The organism is Streptomyces sp. (assembly GCF_035644915.1).
Classification (GTDB): domain Bacteria; phylum Actinomycetota; class Actinomycetes; order Streptomycetales; family Streptomycetaceae; genus Streptomyces.
Map to the genome: position 1 here is coordinate 1 of NZ_DASQNP010000002.1, position 20,975 is coordinate 20,975.

General features: G+C 70.2%; 19 protein-coding genes. 10 read left to right on the plus strand and 9 right to left on the minus strand.

What is annotated here, in order from left to right; all coding sequences use genetic code 11:
• Positions 1-1,107 (minus strand): DnaA ATPase domain-containing protein (locus VE546_RS00035; RefSeq protein WP_324916160.1); only part of this gene is annotated, 1,107 nt, incomplete at its 3' end.
• A 406-nt stretch (positions 1,108-1,513) separates the two neighbouring features.
• On the opposite strand from VE546_RS00035, the gene rpmH reads away from it, so the two are divergent.
• From rpmH to VE546_RS00080, 9 genes are all read left to right on the plus strand, one after another.
• On the plus strand, positions 1,514-1,651 hold the full coding sequence (rpmH, locus tag VE546_RS00040; protein ID WP_324916163.1) for a 50S ribosomal protein L34: 138 nt from the start codon (positions 1,514-1,516) through the stop codon (positions 1,649-1,651).
• A gap of 24 nt (positions 1,652-1,675) precedes the next feature.
• On the plus strand, positions 1,676-2,068 hold the full coding sequence (gene rnpA, locus VE546_RS00045; protein ID WP_324916166.1) for a ribonuclease P protein component: 393 nt from the start codon (positions 1,676-1,678) through the stop codon (positions 2,066-2,068).
• A complete protein-coding gene (gene yidD / locus VE546_RS00050) occupies positions 2,065-2,352 on the plus strand; it encodes a membrane protein insertion efficiency factor YidD (RefSeq protein WP_324916170.1) in 288 nt (95 codons plus the stop codon). Before rnpA ends, yidD begins: the two co-directional genes overlap by 4 nt.
• Positions 2,353-2,364: 12 nt before the next feature.
• On the plus strand, positions 2,365-3,468 hold the full coding sequence (yidC, locus tag VE546_RS00055; RefSeq protein WP_324916298.1) for a membrane protein insertase YidC: 1,104 nt from the start codon (positions 2,365-2,367) through the stop codon (positions 3,466-3,468).
• An 11-nt stretch (positions 3,469-3,479) separates the two neighbouring features.
• The gene (locus VE546_RS00060) at positions 3,480-3,977 is read left to right on the plus strand and encodes a protein jag (RefSeq protein WP_324916173.1); all 498 of its coding nucleotides are present in this window, start codon (positions 3,480-3,482) and stop codon (positions 3,975-3,977) included.
• A complete protein-coding gene (rsmG, locus tag VE546_RS00065) occupies positions 3,974-4,705 on the plus strand; it encodes a 16S rRNA (guanine(527)-N(7))-methyltransferase RsmG (protein WP_324916175.1) in 732 nt (243 codons plus the stop codon). The genes VE546_RS00060 and rsmG overlap by 4 nt, the downstream gene beginning before the upstream one ends.
• Positions 4,706-4,938: 233 nt before the next feature.
• Positions 4,939-6,012, plus strand: a complete 1,074-nt coding sequence (locus VE546_RS00070; RefSeq protein ID WP_324916301.1) for a ParA family protein — start codon at positions 4,939-4,941, stop codon at positions 6,010-6,012.
• The gene (locus VE546_RS00075; RefSeq protein ID WP_324916178.1) at positions 6,009-7,121 is read left to right on the plus strand and encodes a ParB/RepB/Spo0J family partition protein; all 1,113 of its coding nucleotides are present in this window, start codon (positions 6,009-6,011) and stop codon (positions 7,119-7,121) included. Before VE546_RS00070 ends, VE546_RS00075 begins: the two co-directional genes overlap by 4 nt.
• Before the next feature lie 45 nt (positions 7,122-7,166).
• Positions 7,167-7,784 carry a GNAT family N-acetyltransferase gene (locus VE546_RS00080; protein WP_324916182.1) on the plus strand — a complete coding sequence of 206 codons (618 nt, stop codon included), beginning with the start codon at positions 7,167-7,169 and terminating at the stop codon, positions 7,782-7,784.
• A gap of 157 nt (positions 7,785-7,941) precedes the next feature.
• Here VE546_RS00080 and trxA read toward each other — a convergent pair whose 3' ends face one another.
• The 7 genes from trxA to VE546_RS00115 form a co-directional block, all read right to left on the minus strand.
• The gene (gene trxA, locus VE546_RS00085; protein ID WP_331682138.1) at positions 7,942-8,310 is read right to left on the minus strand and encodes a thioredoxin; all 369 of its coding nucleotides are present in this window, start codon (positions 8,308-8,310) and stop codon (positions 7,942-7,944) included.
• Between the two features lie 3 nt (positions 8,311-8,313).
• On the minus strand, positions 8,314-9,309 hold the full coding sequence (gene trxB / locus VE546_RS00090) for a thioredoxin-disulfide reductase (protein ID WP_324916189.1): 996 nt from the start codon (positions 9,307-9,309) through the stop codon (positions 8,314-8,316).
• Between the two features lie 128 nt (positions 9,310-9,437).
• Complete coding sequence (locus tag VE546_RS00095) at positions 9,438-10,430, minus strand: hypothetical protein (RefSeq protein WP_324916192.1); 993 nt, start codon at positions 10,428-10,430, stop codon at positions 9,438-9,440.
• The gene (gene sigM / locus VE546_RS00100) at positions 10,427-11,170 is read right to left on the minus strand and encodes an RNA polymerase sigma factor SigM (protein WP_324916195.1); all 744 of its coding nucleotides are present in this window, start codon (positions 11,168-11,170) and stop codon (positions 10,427-10,429) included. Before sigM ends, VE546_RS00095 begins: the two co-directional genes overlap by 4 nt.
• 45 nt (positions 11,171-11,215) lie before the next feature.
• Entirely contained in the window at positions 11,216-12,985 is a 1,770-nt protein-coding gene (locus VE546_RS00105; protein ID WP_324916198.1) for a protein kinase family protein, read from the minus strand.
• Between the two features lie 132 nt (positions 12,986-13,117).
• Positions 13,118-15,412, minus strand: a complete 2,295-nt coding sequence (murJ, locus tag VE546_RS00110; protein WP_324916201.1) for a murein biosynthesis integral membrane protein MurJ — start codon at positions 15,410-15,412, stop codon at positions 13,118-13,120.
• A gap of 55 nt (positions 15,413-15,467) precedes the next feature.
• Entirely contained in the window at positions 15,468-17,909 is a 2,442-nt protein-coding gene (locus VE546_RS00115; protein ID WP_324916204.1) for a DUF6049 family protein, read from the minus strand.
• A gap of 169 nt (positions 17,910-18,078) precedes the next feature.
• Here VE546_RS00115 and VE546_RS00120 point away from each other — a divergent pair, with 169 nt between their 5' ends.
• A complete protein-coding gene (locus VE546_RS00120; protein WP_414720362.1) occupies positions 18,079-19,563 on the plus strand; it encodes a CCA tRNA nucleotidyltransferase in 1,485 nt (494 codons plus the stop codon).
• On the opposite strand, the gene VE546_RS00125 is transcribed toward VE546_RS00120, so the two are convergent.
• On the minus strand, positions 19,535-20,857 hold the full coding sequence (locus tag VE546_RS00125) for an MFS transporter (protein WP_324916207.1): 1,323 nt from the start codon (positions 20,855-20,857) through the stop codon (positions 19,535-19,537). The genes VE546_RS00120 and VE546_RS00125 overlap by 29 nt on opposite strands.
• Positions 20,858-20,975 lie beyond the last annotated feature (118 nt).

A 20,975-nucleotide genomic window follows, 5' to 3' on the forward strand; every position in this document is an offset into this window, starting at 1 on the left:
CGTCGACTCCTTGCTCGCCAGGAACTGGATGTCGTCGACCAGCAGGATGTCCATGTCGCGGTAGCGCTTGCGGAACGCGTCCGCCTTGCCGTCGCGGATGGAGTTGATGAACTCGTTGGTGAACTCCTCCGAGCTGACGTAGCGCACCCGCGTGCCTGGGTAGAGACTGCGGGCGTAGTGCCCGATGGCGTGCAGCAGGTGCGTCTTGCCCAAGCCGGACTCGCCGTAGATGAACAGCGGGTTGTACGCCTTGGCCGGCGCCTCGGCGACGGCGACCGCGGCGGCGTGCGCGAAGCGGTTGGAGGCGCCGATGACGAAGGTGTCGAAGAGGTACTTCGGGTTCAGCCGGGCGGTCGGCTCGCCGGGACCGGTCGCGGGCGCGGGCTGCGCGGCGAGCGGTCCGGGGGCGCCGCTGGGGGCGGGCAGTTGCGGGGAGTCCGCCCTGCCCGCGGCCCGGGGACCGTCGTAGCGCGGCACGGGCGGCTGGTCGTAGGGGGAGCCGTGGGACCGGCCGTCGTAGGAGGGAGTCTCGTACGACGGGCCCTGCGGCGGGTACGGATCGCGCGGCGGCTGCCAGGCGTCGCGCTCCTGCGCCCGCGGCCAGGCGCCCGGCTGGTGCTGCTGGGGGGCGTGGGGATAGTCCGGGTAGGCGGGCCGCGCGTTCGGCAGCTCGGGCCGGTCCTCGTGCTGGTGGCCGCGCTGGGGACCGCGGTGGGTGTCGTAGCGCGGCTCGTCGTAGTGCAGCGGTTGCCGGTGGGGTGTGGGCTGGTGGTGCTGTGGGGGCTCTGGGGACGCCGGGGACGCGGGAGCCGTCGGGGCCGGTGCGGTGGGTTCCGTGACCGGACCGGTGACGGTGATCGCGAGGCGGATGGGCTGCTGGCACTCGCGGCTGAGCGCGTCGGTGATCAGAGGGGAGAGTCGTCCCTCCAGGACGCCCTTGGCGTACTCGTTGGGCACGCCGAGCAGCGCGGTGCCGGACACCAGCACCAGGGGCTGGCAGTCTTTGAGCCACCGCTGGTCCTTGGCCTCGACTCCCTGGCCGTCGGCGAGGAGCTGCTCCAGCACGCGTGGCCACACTGCGGCAAGATCGGCAGGTAGGTCAGCCACAGGGCACGCTCTCTCACTCGCTGGGCGGGGTTGTTCGGGGTGATCGGAAGTTGTACTGGGTCGGTCGGGCTTCGACAGTCCCGCCTATGTGTGGTTCTTGGGACGGTCGGGAAGAAATGGAAGTTCAGCCACGGTAGTCAGCGCGGCGTGCACGGTTCAAGTCGTTGTCCACAGGCTGTGTACAGAACCCCCCGGCTGGCTCTGGTTTGACCTGATGGCACGGGGGCGCGTACCGTGACCAGGTCGAGTTGTCGATGGCTGCTGCCGCCTGCCTCCGAAGGGCAAGATCCTTGGTGATCATAGAAGCGGTGCACTCGGGCGTTGCGAGCTACTCGTGGGCGCACGGTGACAGCCAGTCGACGCCCCACACGTCTCGCTGAGACACAAGCATCCCTGGAGTCCCCGAGTGAGCAAGCGCACCTTCCAGCCGAACAACCGCCGTCGTGCGAAGACCCACGGTTTCCGGCTGCGCATGCGGACCCGTGCCGGCCGTGCCATCATCGCGGCCCGCCGCAGCAAGGGTCGCGCCCGCCTGTCGGCCTGACCAGTCAGACCGCGGGTCCGTGACGTGCTGCCTACCGAGAACCGGCTGAGGCGGCGCGAGGACTTCGCGGCCGCGGTGCGACGGGGACGCCGGGCCGGGCGCCCGCTCCTCGTCGTCCATCTGCGCAGGGGCTCCCCCCGGAGCGACTCCGGGGGACGTACGGACCCGCACGTCGCGGAGGGAGTCGTTCCCCCGGCGCGTGCGGGTTTCGTCGTGAGCAAGGCCGTGGGCAATGCGGTGGTTCGCAACCGTGTGAAGCGGCGATTGCGTCATCTGGTCCGGGAAAGGCTGGCCGTTCTGCCGCCCGGTAGCCTGATGGTCATACGGGCGCTGCCCGGTGCGGGGGAGGCGAGCCACGAGAAGCTGGCCCGTGATCTGGACTCCGCACTGCAGCGGCTGCTGGGAGGCCCGTCGTGAAGTACCCGCTGCTGTGGTTGATCAAGCTGTACCAGTGGACCCTCAGCCCGATGCTCGGGCCGGTGTGCAAGTACTACCCGTCGTGTTCGCACTACGGCTATGAGGCCGTCAACCGGCACGGCGCGGTCAAAGGGACGGCGTTGACCGCCTGGCGCATTCTGCGCTGCAACCCATGGTCGCCCGGTGGGGTCGATCACGTTCCTGCCCGGAAGCACCCGGTCTGGCATCAGCGACTGCGCAGCCGCTGGCAGCACCGGACCCAGTCCAATGCCCAAGGAGCCTGACTCGTGGACACGATCGACACGATCCTCGGTCCTCTCTATACAGCTGTTTCCTGGATCATCGTCCAGTTCCACAAGCTGTACAGCCTTGTCTTCGACAAGGACAGCGGATGGGCCTGGGGTCTGTCCATCGTCTCGCTGGTGATCGTAATCCGCATCGCCCTGATCCCGCTCTTCGTCAAGCAGATCAAGGCGACGCGGAACATGCAGGCGCTCCAGCCGAAGATGAAGGCGATCCAGGAGCGCTACAAGAACGACCGGCAGCGCCAGTCCGAAGAGATGATGAAGCTGTACAAGGAGACGGGCACCAACCCGTTCTCCAGCTGCCTGCCGATCCTGGCGCAGTCGCCGTTCTTCCTGGCCCTCTACCAGGTGCTGAACAAGATCGCCGGTGGCCACGAGGTCGGTGTCCTCGACCAGACGCTGGTGGACAGCGCTCGTGAGGCGCACATCTTCGGGGCCCCGATCGCGGCCCGCTTCATGGACAGCGGGGACAAGGTCGCCGCGCTGGGCGCCACCCTGACCGACGTCCGCGTGGTCACGGTCATCATGATCCTGCTGATGTCGGCGTCGCAGTTCTACACGCAGCGCCAGCTGATGACGAAGAACGTCGACCTGTCGGTCAAGACGCCGTTCATGCAGCAGCAGAAGATGTTGATGTACATCTTCCCCATCATCTTCGCTGTCTTCGGCATCAACTTCCCCGTCGGTGTCCTCGTCTACTGGCTGACCACCAACGTGTGGACCTTCGGGCAGCAGATGTACATCATCAAGCGCAACCCGACGCCGGGCTCGCTGGCCTACAAGCAGCGTCAGGAGAAGCTGCGGGCCAAGGGCAAGCTCAAGGAGGACCCGGCGGAGGTCCAGACGAAGAAGGCCGTCGAGGCCGCCCGCGCCAACCGGCAGCAGCCCAAGCGCATGACCAAGGCCCAGCGCCAGGCCGCCGCGGCCCAGGCGGAGGCGAAGAAGGCCGAGGCGAAGAAGGCGGCCGGGCAGAAGACCTCGCTGACCAAGGACGCCGCGGTAGACGACCAGCCGGCGCGGGCCGGGCAGCAGCCGAAGAAGAAGTCCGGACAGCGCAAGGGCCCGCAGCGTCCCAAGCACCCGTCCAAGAAGTAAGGAGTCCACTCGTGACGGACACGACCGCAGAGGGCGCCGACACCCTGACCCGTCTTGAGCAGGAGGGGGAGATCGCGGCCGACTATCTCGAGGGACTCCTCGACATCGCGGATCTCGACGGTGACATCGACATGGACGTCGAGGCCGACCGTGCTGCCGTGTCGATCATCAGCGACGGCGAGAGCCGGGATCTGCAGAAGCTGGTCGGCCAGGACGGCGAGGTGCTGGAAGCGCTGCAGGAGCTGACGCGGCTCGCGGTGCACCGTGAGACCGGTGAGCGCAGCCGGCTGATGCTGGACATCGCCGGTTACCGTGCGCGCAAGCGTGAGGAGCTGACGGCGCTGGGGACCAAGACGGCCAAGGAAGTGAAGCGCACCGGTGAGCCGGTGAAGCTCAGGCCGATGACGCCCTTCGAGCGCAAGGTCGTGCACGACGCCGTGGCCGCGGCCGGGTTGCGCAGCGAATCCGAGGGCGAGGAGCCGCAGCGCTGCGTGGTCGTGCTGCCGTGACGGAGTTCACCTCATCGACCCTTCCTCCCGCGCCCGAGGCGGCGCGGGAGGTTTTCGGTGACCGCCTCCCCGACGCGGTCCGCTATGCGGAGCTGCTGGCGGAGGTGGGGGTCAAGCGCGGGCTGATCGGGCCGCGAGAGGTGCCTCGGCTGTGGGAGCGCCATCTGCTGAACTGCGCGGTCCTCTCGGAGGTCGTCCCCAAGGAGGTGACGGTCTGCGACGTCGGCTCGGGAGCCGGACTGCCGGGCATCCCCCTCGCGCTGGTGCGGCCGGACCTGAGGATCACACTGCTGGAGCCGCTGCTGCGGCGGACGAACTTCCTTCAGGAGGTCGTCGAGCTTCTGGGGCTGGACCATGTGTCCGTGGTGCGGGGCCGGGCCGAGGAGGTCCTCGGTTCGCTGCCGCCGGTGCATGTGGTGACGGCCCGGGCGGTGGCCCCGCTGGACCGGCTCGCCGGGTGGGGCGTGCCGCTGCTGCGGCCGTACGGCGAGATGCTGGCGCTCAAGGGAGACACGGCCGAGGAGGAGCTGAAGGGGGCGCGAGCCGCGCTCCAGAAGCTCGGGGCGGTGGAGTCGTCGGTGCTCCGGGCCGGTGAGGGACTGGTGGACCCACCGGCCACCGTGGTGCGGGTCGAGGTCGGGGAGAGCCCGGGAGGAGTGCGGTTCGCCGCGAAGCGGGCGAAGGCCGCACGGGCGGGACGTTCCCGAGGAGCCCGGCGTCGACGGTGATCCGGGGGTGGGGTTCCGTTACTCCGTAAAGCCGCCAAAGGCGTCCCTTGCGGAGTGTCGCCACGTCCGGGGCTGAGCGCGGATGCATCGTGCTTCCCGTGAAACGTCGCTTTCTGCTGCATGGAATCTTCCATCGTGGGCGCTCGGCCACTACGCCGCGCTCCTCCAAGCCCCGCTCGGAAGTGGATTCATCCACAGGTGAGCGGGGCTCGCTGGTTCCCGAGCCCGATGACGTGGCAGGCTCTGTTCATCGCGAGCCCGAAGTCGAGGAGAGTGAACCGTTGCGGTCCGACGGCCATATCACGGGACCGATGACCGATCCGGTCCCGGGCCCCCGCTCTGAAACCGCGGATGTTTCACGTGAAACGCTGGGTGAGACTCCGCCTCCGATGGATGCTGCCCCGAGATACGACAGGGATGCCTCCGCACCGATCGGTCGTGCCGCTCAGCAGGCGGTCGCGGCGATGAACCGTGCCGGTGAAGGTCTCCCCCGGCCCGAGGAGACTCGGGTGATGGTGGTGGCCAACCAGAAGGGCGGAGTCGGCAAGACCACGACCACGGTCAATCTTGCCGCCGCCCTGGCGCTGCACGGAGCCCGGGTTCTGGTGATCGACCTCGACCCGCAGGGCAACGCGTCCACCGCCTTGGGGATCGACCACCATGCCGAGGTGCCCTCGATCTACGACGTCCTCGTGGAGAGCAAGCCGCTCTCCGACGTCGTCCAACCCGTGCGCGAGGTGGAGGGCCTCTTCTGCGCCCCGGCCACGATCGATCTCGCCGGTGCGGAGATCGAGCTGGTGTCGCTGGTGGCGAGGGAGAGCCGTCTGCACAAGGCGATCGCCGCGTATGAGCAGCCGCTGGACTACATCTTCATCGACTGTCCGCCCTCGCTCGGTCTGCTGACCGTCAATGCCCTGGTCGCCGGTGCCGAGGTGGTCATCCCGATCCAGTGCGAGTACTACGCCCTGGAGGGACTGGGGCAGCTTCTGAGGAACGTCGAGCTGGTGAGGGGGCACCTCAACCCCAAGCTCCACGTCTCGACGATCCTGCTCACGATGTACGACGGCCGGACGCGGCTCGCGTCCCAGGTGGCCGAGGAGGTGCGGGGACACTTCGGCCAGGAAGTCCTGCGCACCAACATTCCGCGGTCGGTGCGCATCTCCGAGGCGCCCAGTTATGGGCAGACGGTTCTCACCTACGATCCGGGTTCCAGTGGTGCCCTCTCCTATCTGGAGGCGGCTCGTGAGATTGCGCTGCGAGGCATCAGCAAGCAGCAGGAACAGCACATGGTGGAGGGGACTCAGTGACAGAGCGACGTAGAGGACTGGGTCGAGGGCTTGGTGCGCTGATCCCCGCGGCGCCAACGGGACCGGACGACAGCGTCAGCCCGCTGGTGGGAGAGAACGGCGCGCTTTCGCCGACCGCCGTTCCGGTTCTGACACCGGGACGCGGGGTGGCCGCAGCCAAGGTGGCTTCCCTCACGGGAAGCGAGGATCAGCAGAGCAACGGCGTTTCACGTGAAACCGAGGCCGAGGACGGTGCGGTGGGCGGCGAGGTGGCGGGTGCCCACTTCGCCGAGGTGCCGATCGACGCCATCACGCCGAACCCCCGGCAGCCTCGTGAGGTGTTCGACGAAGACGCTCTGGCAGAACTGGTCACCTCCATTCGGGAGGTCGGCCTTCTGCAGCCGGTCGTCGTGCGGCAGCTGGGCCCGGAGCGCTATGAGCTCATCATGGGTGAGCGGCGCTGGCGGGCGTGCAGGGAAGCCGGACTGAAGAAGATCCCGGCGATCGTCCGGGCTACGGAAGACGAGAAGCTCCTTCTGGATGCCCTGCTGGAGAACCTGCACCGGGCACAGTTGAACCCCCTGGAAGAAGCGGCTGCGTACGATCAGCTCCTGAAGGACTTCAACTGCACGCATGATCAGTTGGCCGACCGCATCGGACGGTCGCGCCCACAGGTCTCCAACACGCTGAGGCTCCTGAAGCTCTCGCCGCCGGTACAGCGGCGGGTGGCGGCCGGAGTGCTGTCCGCGGGCCATGCGCGTGCGCTGCTGTCGGTGGAGGACTCCGAGGAGCAGGACCGGCTGGCCCACCGCATCGTGGCCGAGGGGCTGTCGGTGCGGGCGGTCGAGGAGATCGTGACCCTGATGGGCACGAAGCCGAAGAGCCGCTCCAAGGCCAGGGGGCCGCGAGCCGGCAAGCGGGTCTCCCCCGCGCTGGACCACCTGGCGAGCCGTCTCTCGGACCGGTTCGACACCCGGGTGAAGGTGGACCTCGGTCAGAAGAAGGGAAAGATCGTCGTCGAGTTCGCCTCGATGGAGGATCTGGAGAGGATCCTGAGCCAGTTGGCGCCCGGTGAGGATCAGCTACTGGAGCAGCAGCTCTCCGGGGGAGACGACGACAGCAGCGAGTGAGCGCAAGAGCGCGGATAAGTGACGCCCCATGGATACGATGTCTCCATGGGGCGTCAACTCGTTCCTCTCACGTTGGACAACCTGCCGGACCTCCCCAAGCGCTGCCGCAGGTGCGTCTTCTGGGAGCTGGATCCCGTCAGCGGTGATGCCGCGATGAAGGCGGGGCGGCCGGATCTGGAGAAGGAAGCCTGGATATCGGCCGTACTGCTGGAGTGGGGGTCCTGCGGGCGAGTCGTCTACGTCGATGAGGTGCCGGTGGGCTTCGTGCTGTACGCACCGCCCGCGTATGTGCCGCGCTCGACGGCTTTTCCCACCAGCCCCGTGTCGGCGGACGCGGTGCAACTGATCACCGCATGGCTGATGCCCGGCTACCAAGGACAGGGGCTGGGCCGAGTGATGGTGCAGACCGTGGCGAAGGATGTGCTGCGGCGGGGATTCAAGGCGGTTGAGGCGTTTGGGGACGCCCGCTGGAAGGAGCCCGCCTGTGTGCTCCCAGCCGATCATCTCCTCGCGGTCGGCTTCAAGACGGTGCGCCCGCACCATGCCTACCCCCGGCTGAGGCTGGAACTGCGGACGACGCTCTCCTGGAAGCAGGACGTGGAGTTGGCGATCGACCGGCTGCTGGGGGCCGTACAGAAGGAGCCGGCTCTCAGACCCCTGTAATCCCTGGGACGCGGGAGACCTCTGCACTCTTGGTGACCCAGGGGCTGCGGCACGCTGATGTGTCCGTACGCCTGCTGTGTCCCTGGGACGCGCATCCGGTGCCGCCAAGCACAACGGGCCCGCCCCTTCTCGGGGCGGGCCCGTTTCACGTGAAACGTCAGCCGATGAAGTCGGCCAGGTCGCGCTCGATCGCCGCCTTGGGCTTGGCGCCGACGATGGTCTTCACGACCTCCCCGCCCTTGTAGACGTTCATCGTGGGGATGGACATGATCCCGTACTTCGCGGCGGTGGCCGGGTTCTCGTCGATGTTGAGCTTGACGACGGTGATCTTGTCGGCCTGCTCCTCCGCGATCGCCTCCAGCGACGGGGCGATCTGACGGCACGGACCGCACCAGGCCGCCCAGAAGTCGACCAGAACGGGCTTGTCGCTCTTGAGGACAATCTCTTCGAAGTCGGCGTCGGTAGCGGTCACGGTGGCCATAGTTGATCTCCTTGTTTCTCGGTGTGGGGACTGCCGGTCAGGCAGGGATCAGAGCGCGGCGGCGGCCGCGGCCTCCTCGGCCTTCTCGGGCTCCGCGGTCTTGGCACCGTCGGTCAGCGCGGCCAGGTAGCGCTCGGCGTCCAGAGCGGCGGCGCAGCCGGTGCCGGCCGCGGTGATGGCCTGACGGTAGGTGTGGTCCACCACATCGCCGGCGGCGAAGACGCCGGCGATGTTGGTCCGGGTGCTGGGGGCGTCCACCTTCAGGTAGCCCTCGTCGTCCAGCTCAAGCACACCCCGGAACAGCTCGGTCCGCGGGTCGTGGCCGATGGCGACGAACAGACCGGTCACCGGAAGCTCGGAGGTGGCGCCGGTGACGGTGTCGCGCAGGGTCAGCCCGCCCAGCTTGCCGTCCTTCTCGTGGATCTCGGCGACCTCGCTGTTCCAGGCGAAGGTGATCTTCGGGTCGGCGAAGGCGCGCTCCTGCATGGCCTTGGACGCCCGCAGCGTGTCCCGGCGGTGGACGACGGTCACGGACTCGGCAAACCGCGAGAGGAAAGTGGCCTCCTCCATCGCGGTGTCGCCGCCGCCGACCACGGCGATGTGCTGGCCCTTGAAGAAGAAGCCGTCACAGGTGGCGCAGTAGGACACGCCGCGACCGGACAGCTCGTCCTCCTTGGGCAGGCCGAGCTTGCGGTGCTGGGAACCGGTGGCGACGATGACCGCCCGGGCCCGGTGCACGGTGCCGGCGGAGTCGGTCACCGACTTGATCTCGCCCTCCAGGTCCACGGCGACCACGTCGTCCGCGACCAGTTCGGCACCGAAGCGCTCGGCCTGGGCGCGCATGTTGTCCATCAGGTCCGGGCCCATGATGCCGTCGCGGAAACCGGGGAAGTTCTCCACCTCGGTGGTGTTCATCAGCGCGCCGCCGGCGGTCACCGAACCCTCGAAGACCAGCGGCTTCAGCGAGGCGCGGGCGGTGTAGAGCGCTGCGGTGTAGCCCGCCGGCCCGGAGCCGATGATGATCACGTTGCGGACGTCGCTCACGGGAGTCTTCCTTGTCTGCCGATGGGTCTGCCGTTGGATGTCTGGAGCGGGGCCTCGGAGAGGCTCACCTCACCCAACGAATCCTAGGAGGAAGGCATTCCCGCCCGTGGTATCGCACGCGGACCGCTTCAGCGCGTATAGGTGCGCTGGGTGAGGACCGTGCCCGGGGCGGAGGATGCTTCCCCGACGCAGTCGGCGTCAACCACATAGGCATCCACCCGGGTGCCATCGGAGCCGTGGGGCAGGACCACGATGTACGCCTGCCGTCCCTCGTAGACGTCCTTGCCGACGGCCAGCGGTGTCTCGTCCCGGCTGATGCCCTCGCGTACACATGCGGGCGCCGTAGGCGTGACGGTGCTCAGGGGGGCGTTGGGGCTGGCCTTGGTGGAGAACTCGGATGGGCCCGGTTCCGCCTTCTCCTGTGGCCGGGGATTCCCGGTGGTGCCGCTGTCGGCGAGCAGGGAGCGCACCCGTGCCTCCAGAGCGGCATCAGCCGGGGCGTGCTCCGACCGGCCGGAGTCCGAGACCACCTGGCGGCCGCCTCCGTCGGCGTTGGAGGAGTTCGGTTCCACACCGGACAGGAGCAGGCCCCCGAGGACGACGACTGCCGCGCTCACGGTGGCGAGCAGCGCCGTGCGCCAGCGTCGGGGCCGGCTCCCGGGACGCCCCGGCCCGGTCGTCCCCCGGGCCTGGCCTGTCGGTCGGCGAGTGGGCCGGGTGGCCGGCCGGCCGGTGGAGGCGGTTTCACGTGAAACGGCTGACGACCCCGGCGTTTCACGTGAAACGCCGTCCGGCTCCTCTGCCGAGGAGGCTGCACCGGAGGTGTTCTGGTTCGTGTCGATGGCGGAGGCGGTGGCGTCGAGCAGCGCCTCCGCGGCCAGGGCGGCGTCGATGCGGCCCGCAACGTCGGACGGCATCCGGGCCGGCCCCGGGAGGGTGCCCAGGGCGCTGCGGATCTCCTCCAGGGACGTCCGTACGTCCGCGCACAGCTCGCAGTCGGACAGATGAGCGTGGACATCGGCTGAGCGCTCCGGGGGGAGCAGCCCCTCGGTGAGGGCGGAGATCTCGGCGACCTCGGGGTGCTCGTCCGTGCCGAACGACGCGGAAGAAGCGGATGTCATGCGCGTTCACCTCCGTCCTTCACGACCCCGGTGCCTGGCTCTCTTCTTGCCGGTGGGACGGCCGCCTTCTGCGTCCGGTTCCTTCCCCGGTGATCCGGTGGGCTATCCCCTCTCGAACCGCCGGCTCGCAGGTGGGCCACCAGTGGCAGCAGGCGAGCTCGGCCGCGGGCACAGCGGCTTTTGACGGTGCCGACGGCGACCCCGAGGATGCGGGCGGCCTCGGCGACCGGGTAGCCCTGCATGTCGACGAGTACGAGCGCCGCCCGCTGCTCGGGCGGGAGCTCGGAGAGCGCGGCGATGAGCTGCCGGTGGAGGTCCTGCCGCTCGGCGGGCCCGGCGGCGGACTCGTGTGGTTCCAGGAGTTGCTCCAGCCGCTCGGGCTCGGCGATGGGCGAGGTGCGGCGGCTGGCGGTCTTGCGGGCGCGGTCCAGACAGGCGTTGACGGTGATGCGGTGCAGCCAGGTGGTGACGGCGGACTGGCCGCGGAAGGTGTGGGCGGCCCGGTAGGCGGAGACGAAGGCGTCCTGGACGGCGTCGGCGGCCTCCTCACGGTCCCCCAGGACGCGCAGGGCGACCGCCCACAGCCGGTCGCGGTGGCGGCGCACCACCTCGCCGAAGGCATGGGGATCGCCGGCGACATGACGGGCTAGGAGCTCCCGGTCGTCAACTCCGTGGACACCGTCGGAGCCGCTCGCGCCGTCGTCGCGGTCGGCGGCACTGCCCGTCGCCTCGTCGCCCACCCGCCGATCCTCTCCTCACGCCGTGTACGCCATCACGCGGGCCGGTCAGCTAAGGACCTCGACCCCTGTGACGCGGCCGCGGTAGTTGCCTTCCTCGGTCAGGGGGAGTTCGGTGAGCCACACCAGGATGTACTGCGTCCTGATGGGCTTCTGGGCCTTGAGTTCGACCTTGGTGCCGGAGGCGCTGCTGACCTTGCTGAAGCCGTTCAGGGAGGTCGGCATGCCGGTGGTGTCCTTCGGCGCGGCCAGGAAGTCGACGGAGGTGCTGCCCATGAAGTCGATCTTGACGCTGCTGACCTGCTGGAGCTTGCCGAGGTCCAGGATCAGGCCGACCCCGTCCTTGAGGTTGCCGAACCTCGCGCTCCGGTAGTACGAGGTCTGCCAGAAGGTGCTCGCGTCACCGTCGAGAACGGCGGTGACCTCATCGCCGTTCTCCGAGCCGTCGCTGCCGAACGGGTCGAAGTCCTTGGCGAGGGAGATGTCGACGGGCTTGCCCGTGGGAGCGGTCTGCGGCTGCTTCTGCTGCCCGATCTGGCTCTGACCCGCCCCGTCGGTCGGTGTCGTGGGATCGCCCTTCATCAGGGTGTCGGCGAGCTGCCAGCTCCCCAGGCCCAGCGCGGCGATGAGCAGCGCGGAGACACTCCACTTCAGGAACTTGCCGGTGCGGCCCGGCAGGGTCGGGGGCGCGGCCGGTACGGCCGCTGTGGGCGAGCCGGCGGGACCGGCGGGGGTACGGGCGGCACCCTGCCGGAAGGCGGGACGCTGGTACGGCGGCGGAGCGGCGAAGTCGGGCTCCGGCGGGCGGATGCGCGGCAGAGCGGCGATCGCCTTGGTCAGCTCCTCCGGGGTGGTACAGGGCTGCTCCTGGCGGGAGGCGGTGGCGCCGTTGTTGACGAGCGCGCGCATGGCCAGCTCGGAGAGGCCGCGGTGCACCCCGGCGCGCACCTGGTCCGGGGGAACGAGGGAATCCCCGGTCAGGTCGGCCATGCCGCTGAGTCCGTAGGCGTCCTCGCTGTACGGCCAGCGCTGGGTGAGGGCGGCGTAGAGCAGGGCGCCGATCGCCTCGGTGTCGGTGCGCTGGGGGTGGTCGGAGGTGATGCCGCGCAGGGCGGCGTTCACGGCGAGCCCGCGGATGCGGTACTGGCCGGCGGTGGTGCGCAGGACGCAGCCGGGAGTCAGCCGCAGGTGGGCCAGTCCCTCGCGGTGGGCGGCGGCCATGGCCTGGGCGACCTGGGAGACGAGCTGGTACGCCTCGTGGGTCTCCAGGGGTCCGGAGGAGAGGAGGGTGGTCAGGGAGGTGGCGTCCGGAAGCCATTCGTGGACGACGTAGACGAGGTCGTTCTCCTCGACGGCGTCCAGGACCTGTACGAACCGGGGGTCGCCGAGGAGGGCTGCGGAACGGGCCGCTGCGAGGACGGAGCGGGCGCGCGGGTGGTCGGCGGCCAGCAGGTGGACGCCGACGGCGCGGCGCAGTTTCTCGTCGACGGCACGCCAACTGCTGAAGCCGTCCAGCCGTGTGACGCACTCCTCCAGGCGGTAGCGCTTGGCGAGCTTGTGGCCGCTGTGCAGCTCGGGAGGCTGTGGCGGCTGGGACGGCGGCTGGGGTGTCGGTGATACCGAGTCGGTGGGCTGTGTTTCGGAGCCCTTCGTGTCCGCGGTACGGGAGGTGTCCGCCGCGGCGTTGTCATCGCTGTCGTGGGCCGTTGCACCGTCGGCCGTGGCCTTGTCCGCCTGGGCGGTCGGCGGCTTGTTCTTGCCGCCTGCCCCGCCACTCTTGTCGGCCACGTCGACGGCAGCCGTGCTCCGTTCCGCCACCGTCGGTCCTGCCTCCCCATTCGTTGCAGCCTGTTCGTCAACACAGCCAGAGACAATTGTGCCCACAGTCCGCCGGTCTGCACGACACACGGGTCGGACCGATGGTTGTGCGGCGGGCGCCGAACGGTCCCGTCAGCGGCCGAGCTTGGCTCGGACCATACCCACCATGGCCGTCAGCTCCTCGACCCGCATGCGCTTGGCGGCCAGGACGAAGACCACTGCCAGGGCCAGCCCGCCCGCGACCAGGGCCGCGGCGCCACCGAGGACACCGGGGCCGAGCGCCTGGAGGACGGCGTAGGCGATTCCCCCGCCGATCAGGGCGGCCGGAAGACCGGCACCGCAGAGCCTGACATAGGTGCGCAGGACGCGGGAACCGTCCAGATCGCCGCCCAGCCGCCTGCGCAGCCGCTTCCAGGCGACACCGACCCCGACGGCGTAGGCCAGGCCGTACGCGGCAGCCATGCCGACGACCGCCCAGCGGCTGGGCAGCAGCAGGAAGCACAGCGCGGAGCCGATGCCGTTGCAGGCGGCCACGATGACCGTGTTGTAGAAGGGGGTGCGGGTGTCCTCGTAGGCGTAGAAGCCGCGGAGCACCACGTACTGCACGGAGTACGGGATCAGGCCGAGGCCGAAGGCCATCAGGATGTAGCCCATCGACATGGCCGCGTCGACGCCCGCGGAGGTGTACATCAGCAGGCACATCGGCACGCCGAGGGCCACGAAGGAGAAGGCCACGGGCACGATGGCGACGGCCGAGGTGCGCAGCCCGTGGGAGATGTCGTCGCGGACCGCCGCCGGGTCGTCGTCGCTGGCAGCGCGGGAGATCCTCGGCAGCAGGGCGGCCATCACCGAGACGGTGATGATGGCCTGCGGCATCTGCCAGATCAGCTGGGCGTTGCTGTAGCCCAGGAAGCCGGTGCCGTCGTAGCCCTGTGCCTCGGCCTCCTTGCCGGCCCAGGTGGCGAGCTGGGTGACGACCAGGAGTCCGGCCTGGTTGGCCAGGACGAACAGGAACGTCCACTTGGCGAGGCGGGCGGCCTTGCCCAGTCCGTGACCGCGCCAGTCGAAGCGCGGACGAATGCGGAAGCCGGCGGCGCGCAGGTACGGGACCATCGCCAGGGCCTGGACGACCAGGCCCAGCAGGGTGCCGACGCCGAGCAGCCGGACGCCCTCCGGCGGGATCGTCTCGACGGTCATCCCGGAGGTGGCGGCCGTGCCGTACACCCAGATGAACAGGCCGAAGGTGGCGATGATGACGATGTTGTTCAGGACGGGGGTCCACATCATCGCGCCGAAGCGGCCTCGGGCGTTGAGGATCTGGCCCATGACGACGTGCACGCCCATGAAGAAGATGGTGGGCAGGCAGTAGCGGGCGAAGGTGACCGCCACGCCGTTGGCCTGCGGGTCCTCGGCGATGGACACCGAGATCATCCGCACCAGCAGCGGCGCGCCGAACACGCTCAGCGCGACCAGGGCGCCGAGGATCACCGTGACCAGGGTGAGGAGACGGTTGGCGTATGCCTCGCCGCCGTCCTCGTCGTTCTTCATGGCCCGTACGAGCTGCGGGACGAAGACGGAGTTCAGACCGCCGCCGATGGACAGGATGTAGATCATCGTCGGCAGCGTGTACGCCACGGTGTAGGCGTCGCCGAGCATGGCGGCGCCGAGCGCAGCGGTGATCACCAGGGTGCGGACGAAGCCCGTGAGCCGGGAGACCATGGTGCCCGCGGCCATGATGGCGCTGGACTTGAGGATGCCGCCGCCGCGGCGGGCGGACTTGGCGGCGGGTGGAGCGGCGCCGGTGTCCTCCTCGCTTTCCGGCCCTGCCTGCGGCACCGGAGGAGGCTCGGGCGCGGAGGCGGGCACCGGCGACTGCTCACCGGGCCGCTGGGGCGGGCCGAACTGCTGGGGCGGTGCGTAGGACTCCTGCGGTGCGTACGGCTGCTGCGGGGCGTACGGGCCCGGCGCATCGGGACGCCCGTACGGCTGCTCGTACGGCTGTCCGGGGCCCGTCGCCCCCGGTGGACCCGCCGACTGCGGCGGCGGCAGGTGCTGCTGGTACTGCTGGGGCGGCGGAGCCTGCTGCTGGTCGTGGTAGAGGTGTGCGAAGGCGTCGTCGCGTGCCCGTCCCCCGTGCTCGTCGGGGGCTCTGTTGAGCAGGTCGTCCACGCCCGTGAAGCGCATGGTCGCCGGATCGCCGCCCTGCGGCAGTCGCCGTGAGGGGCCCTCGGGCTCCGGCGGGGGCGTCGGCGCCCAGTGCCGTGGGTCGGGGGCGGAGTGGGGCGCTGACGGCTGCCGGTAAGGGTTCCGGTGGTCGGGGTGGTCGGGGTGCGGGGCGTTCCGGCCGTACGGGTCCTGGCCGCCCGGGGCGGTCGGATCCCCGTTGCCCGGCGTGTCGCCGTGGTCACGGTCGTACGGCGCGTTCATCGCTGCAACCCCACCTCATCGTCCGCGGCCGTTCTCTCCGGCCCCGACAGCTCGCTCAACGCTCCACCTTCTCACCCACACCGGAGGAACCGCGGTGTTCGGCCCCGGTGTCCCCGGAACCGGCCGCCTGCCCGCCCCCTGTACCGTCTCCGGCCCCGGCCGTCCGCCCGTCCACGGCATCGTCTCCGGCATCGTCCTCGGCACCGGTCGCCTCTCCGTCCTCCGCGTCGTCGGTCCGCGGCACCAGAGGGGCGTCCGGATCCGGCCGGCTGCCCGCACGCTTGCGCTGGGTGTACATCCGCACCCCTGCCAGGACCACCAGCAGGACACCACCGGAGATCACCAGCATCACCGCGGAGGTGATCTCGGTGACCTCCACCTGGAACCTCATCGGCTCGCCCCAGCGCTTTCCGTCCTCGGTGTAGAGCTGGGCCTCCACCCAGGTACGGCCGTTGGCCTTGGCGGTGGTGGGGACCTTCACGGACTGGCTGTGCCCGCCCTCCACCGTCACCGGCTGCGGCCCGCCGACGTCCAGGCCGATGCGGCGTCCGGAGGTCAGCCGCAGTTCCAGCCCCTCCACGCCCTGGACGAGGTTGTTCTGCACGGTCACCGGGATGGTGGCGCTGCGGCCGGACAGCTTCATGTCCGACTTCTCGACCAGCCGGACCTGCTTCGTCAGCTCCTCCAGGTGGTCGTACGTCGACGCCCGGTACTCCGCCGCCGCCTTGCGGTGACCGCGCCACGACGTGGACATCGACCGGCGGATCGCGTTGCTGAAGGGCGTCTCCACCCGGGCGGGCTGGGACAGGATGCCCTGGAAGTCGTCGAGGGTGTTCCGGGTGGCGCGGATCTCCTCGAAGGCCTCGGTGCGCAGTTCCTGCTTGCGCAGTGCGCCCGGGTACGAACCCTGGCCCGGGACCTTCCGGTTGGCCCGCGGGTCCGGCTCGGCCTTCGAGGCCTCCGACAGGGGCACGAACTCCGCCCAGCGGCCGTCGAGCTCCAGTGCCCGGAGCGCGGCGGCCATCGTCTGCGCCTGGCTGGTGGTGGGCATCCGCTGCGGGGCCACCACGATGCTGCGCTGCCGGTCCGGCCGCTGGGCGGTGATCTGCTGGGTCTGCGCCAGGAACTGCTGCACGGCCCGCACCGAGTTCTCCGCCCGCGTCATGTCCCCCCGGAACAGCTTCGACAACTGGGCGTCCGCCACGATCGCCGTGGCGCCGCCGCCGATCGGCCGGGCGGCGGTGGGGGTGTGGTTCAGCCCGTTGCTCTCGCGCAGACTGTCGCTGCGGGTGATGACGTTGCGGGCGCCCGCCGAGGTGGCCACGGAGACGATCGAGGGGTCGATGGCGCCTTCCGCCGGCCAGGCGAAGTCGGTGCGGGGCTCGACCGACAGCACGGCCTTCACCGTCTTCCGGCCCAGCTCGGTGGCCGGGCCCAGGTGGCTGAGCGCGCCGGGGACGTTCTTGCCGCGGTGGGCGAGGGAGGCCAGGTCGGGGTCGCCGAAGGGCAGGGCGATGACCTCGTCGTCCTCCACGGCCTGCTGGAGTTCGAGGAGCCACTGCCGCGCGTGGTTCTGGCCCCTGCCCGGGACCGCGTCGGTGCCGTCCTCGGTCCGTACCTTGTACCTCTTGATGGCCATGGCCTCGACCGAGGCCAGCAGGTCCGGGTCGATCACCCAGGTGACCGGCAGCTCCTTGCCGAGGGTGACCATCTGCTGGAGCCGGCCGCCGGGGGCGATCTCCTCGGCGAGTTCGTCGTCCTCGAAGATCGGCACCTGCTGCTGGCTGTCGGACTCGGTGCGCGCGGTGACGTGGGCGGAGGAGATCAGCGGCCACAGGAAGGTGACCTGTGTCGCGGTGTCGGGCGCGGAGGGCTGCCACGGCAGGAGGGTCCGGTCGATGGCCAGGACGTGCTCGTAGGGGTCGTCGCGCGTCTGGCCCGACAGCGACACCCCGAGCTGGTACACCCCGGCCTCGTCCAGCGGCAGCTTCCCGGCCGGGACGCTCAGGGTGAAGGAGCGGCTGGCGCCTGCCGGGATGTCGCCGATCCTCAGGGTCCCCTTGCCGTCGATCTCCGCTCCGTCGACTCCGGGAACGACTCCCTTGCGCGTATCGGCCCGGTCGATGGCGCTGCGCGTGTCCAGCCGGGAGCCGATGCGCAGCGCGACCTTGGCGTCGGTGACGGTGGAGCCCGTCTTGTTGCCGACCCGGCCGGAGACGGTGACCGTGTCGCCCTTGCCGGGCACCGAGGGCGTCAGCCGGTTGATGGAGACCGTGGCCGTACGGGACCCGGCGGCGGCCGGTGCGGCCGTGAGGTCGGTCGTGCGGGAGGCGGTACGGGGTGCGGCGTGGGCGGCGTCCCCCGGGGGCGCCTGTACCGCCCCCGAGACCAGCGGTACGGCGGCCAGGACGGCCGCACAGCGTTCCAACCACCGGCGCCGGGCAGGAGCGATGGGGGTCGCTGGGGTCTGTGCCGCCTCGGCCACGTGCTCGTCCATCCTGTTCGCCGGTCGCCCGGTGCCGGTCCGCTGCTGGTCTGGTGCACCAGATGCTAACGATCCCCGGCAGTCGTGCGTGCCGCGGAGCCGTCCATGGGGCGGGGACGGCCTGGTGCCGAGCGGTGAGCGGGGAGGACCGGGTGAGAAGGGCAACGTACCCTGTTCTGCTGTGCCGAACGCCAACACTGACAGCCATCCCCAGCAGCCGGCTCACGGGCTCACCCGAGGGGCCCCCTCAGCGGAGCTGGGGGGAGCGCAGCGCAGAGCCGTGAGCGAACTGCTGCGGGTGTCCCCTGTCGCCGACGACCTCGCCCGCCGCTTCAAGGAGGCCGGATTCACGCTGGCCCTGGTCGGCGGTTCCGTCCGGGACGCGCTGCTGGGCAGGCTCGGCAACGACCTGGACTTCACCACCGACGCCCGCCCGCAGGACATCCTGGCCCTGGTACGTCCGTGGGCGGATGCGGTGTGGGAGGTCGGCATCGCCTTCGGCACGGTGGGGTGCCGCAAGGACGACTACCAGATCGAGGTGACGACGTACCGGTCGGAGTCGTACGACCGCACCTCGCGCAAGCCCGAGGTCTCCTACGGCGACTCCATCGAGGAGGACCTCGTCCGCCGCGACTTCACCGTCAACGCCATGGCGGTCGCGCTGCCCGAGAAGACCTTTATCGACCCGTACGACGGTTTGGGTGACCTGGCGCGCCGGGTGCTGCGTACGCCCGGTACGCCCGAGGATTCCTTCTCCGACGACCCGCTGCGGATGATGCGTGCCGCCCGCTTCACCGCCCAGCTCGGCTTCGAGCCGGCGGACGAGGTGGTCGCCGCGATGACGGCGATGGCCGACCGGATCGAGATCGTCTCGGCGGAGCGGGTGCGCGACGAGCTGAACAAGCTGATCCTCGGCGAGCACCCCCGCCGCGGCCTGGAACTGCTGGTGAACACCGGCCTCGCCGACCGAGTGCTGCCCGAGCTGCCCGCGCTGCGGCTGGAGCGCGATGAGCACCACCGGCACAAGGACGTCTACCAGCACACCCTGACCGTGCTGGAGCAGGCCATCGACCTGGAGGACGACGGCCCGGACCTCACCCTGCGGCTGGCGGCCCTGCTGCACGACATCGGCAAGCCGAAGACGCGCCGGTTCGAGAAGGACGGACGGGTCTCCTTCCACCACCACGAGGTGGTGGGGGCGAAGATGACCAAGGCTCGGATGACCAAGCTCAAGTACCCGGGCGAGATGGTGAAGGACGTCTCCCGCCTGGTCGAGCTGCACCTGCGCTTCCACGGCTATGGGACCGGGGAGTGGACCGACTCGGCGGTGCGGCGCTACGTCCGCGACGCGGGTCCGCTGCTGGAGCGGCTGCACAAGCTGACGCGTTCGGACTGCACCACGCGCAACAAGCGCAAGGCCAACGCCCTGGCACGCGCCTACGACAGCCTGGAGGAGCGCATCGCGCGGCTGAAGGAGCAGGAGGAACTGGACGCCATCCGCCCGGACCTCAACGGCAACGAGATCATGGAGGTCCTGGGGCTGCGTCCCGGTCCCGAGGTGGGCGAGGCGTACCGGTACCTGTTGGAGCTGCGGCTGGAGCACGGCCCGATGGGACGGGACGCCGCGGTCGATGCCCTCAGGAAGTGGTGGGCCGAGCGGAAGTGACGGTGTCGTCGCGCCCGTCATGGTGGCCGCCGCCGCGTTTCACGTGAAACATGGCGGCGGCCACCGCCGCATAGAGCACCGCCACCGTCAGCACCAGGACCGCCGAGCGGCCGTCGGGAGGAAGCATCAGGGCGGCCACGCCCGCGGCGCCGACGAAGGCGGTGTTGAAGAGCATGTCGTAGAGGGAGAAGACCCGGCCCCGGTACACGTCGTCCACCGACGACTGCACGATCGTGTCCGTGGCGATCTTGGCGCCCTGGGTGGCCAGCCCCACGACGAAGGCGGCGCTCAGGAGCGGTACGGGGGAGAAGGGCAGGACCAGCGCGGGCACCAGTACCGCCGCTCCCGCCGCGCACACCGCGATCCAGCCGAACCGGCCGGTGCGCTGTACGGCCCAGGGGGTGAGGGCGGCGGCGGCGAAGAAACCCACCCCCATCGTGCCCACGGCCAGACCGAGCAGCGCCATGCCGCCGAGCGTGTCGTCGCCCCAGGCGTACCGGCACAGCATCAGCACCATCACCGTCAGCGCGCCGTAGCAGAAGCGCAGCAGCGCCATGGAGGCGAGCGACTGCGCCGCCCTGCGCCGTTCCGACAGGTGCCGCAGCCCGGCCACCAGACTGCGCGCGGTGTCGGTGATGGCCGCGCCCAGCCGGGGCTGGAGGGCGGAGGGATCGGGGCCGAGCAGTTCGCGGTCCATCCGGAGCGCGGCGAGCGCGCCCAGCAGGTAGATCCCGGCCCCGACCGTCACCACCATCGCGTCGGAGCCCGCGCCGCCCGGTGCGGGAATCCGTACGAGGAAGGCGAGCCCGCCTCCCGCGGTGGCGGCCAGGGTGCCGGCGGTCGGGGACAGGGAGTTCGCCATCACCAGCCGCTCACCGTCCACCACGCGCGGCAGCGCGGCCGAGAGCCCGGCGAGGACGAAGCGGTTGACGGCGGTGACCGACAGGGCGGCGAGGTAGAACAGCCACAGCGGCACCGAGGACAGCACCAGGACCGCCGCCCCGGCGGCGAGCGCGGCGCGCAGCAGGTTCCCGTACACCAGCACCTGCCGACGCCGCCACCGGTCCAGCAGTACTCCGGCGAAGGGGCCGAGCAGCGAGTACGGGAGCAGCAGGACGGCCATCGCGGAGGCGATGGCGGCGGGGGAGGTCTGCTGCTCGGGGGAGAAGACCACATAGGCGGCGAGCGCGACCTGGAAGACGCCGTCCGCCGACTGGGACAGCAGCCGTACGGCCAGCAGTCGGCGGAAGCCGGGGAAGCGCAGAAGCACGCGCAGATCACGCACAACAGCCATGCGGCCAGCCTCACACACCCGGCGCCGCCACATGAGTCATGTCCTCCGGGAGGCCACCGGGGACGCCCGGTTTTTCACGACTCCGCCACTGTTTCACGTGAAACAGTGGCGGAGTCGT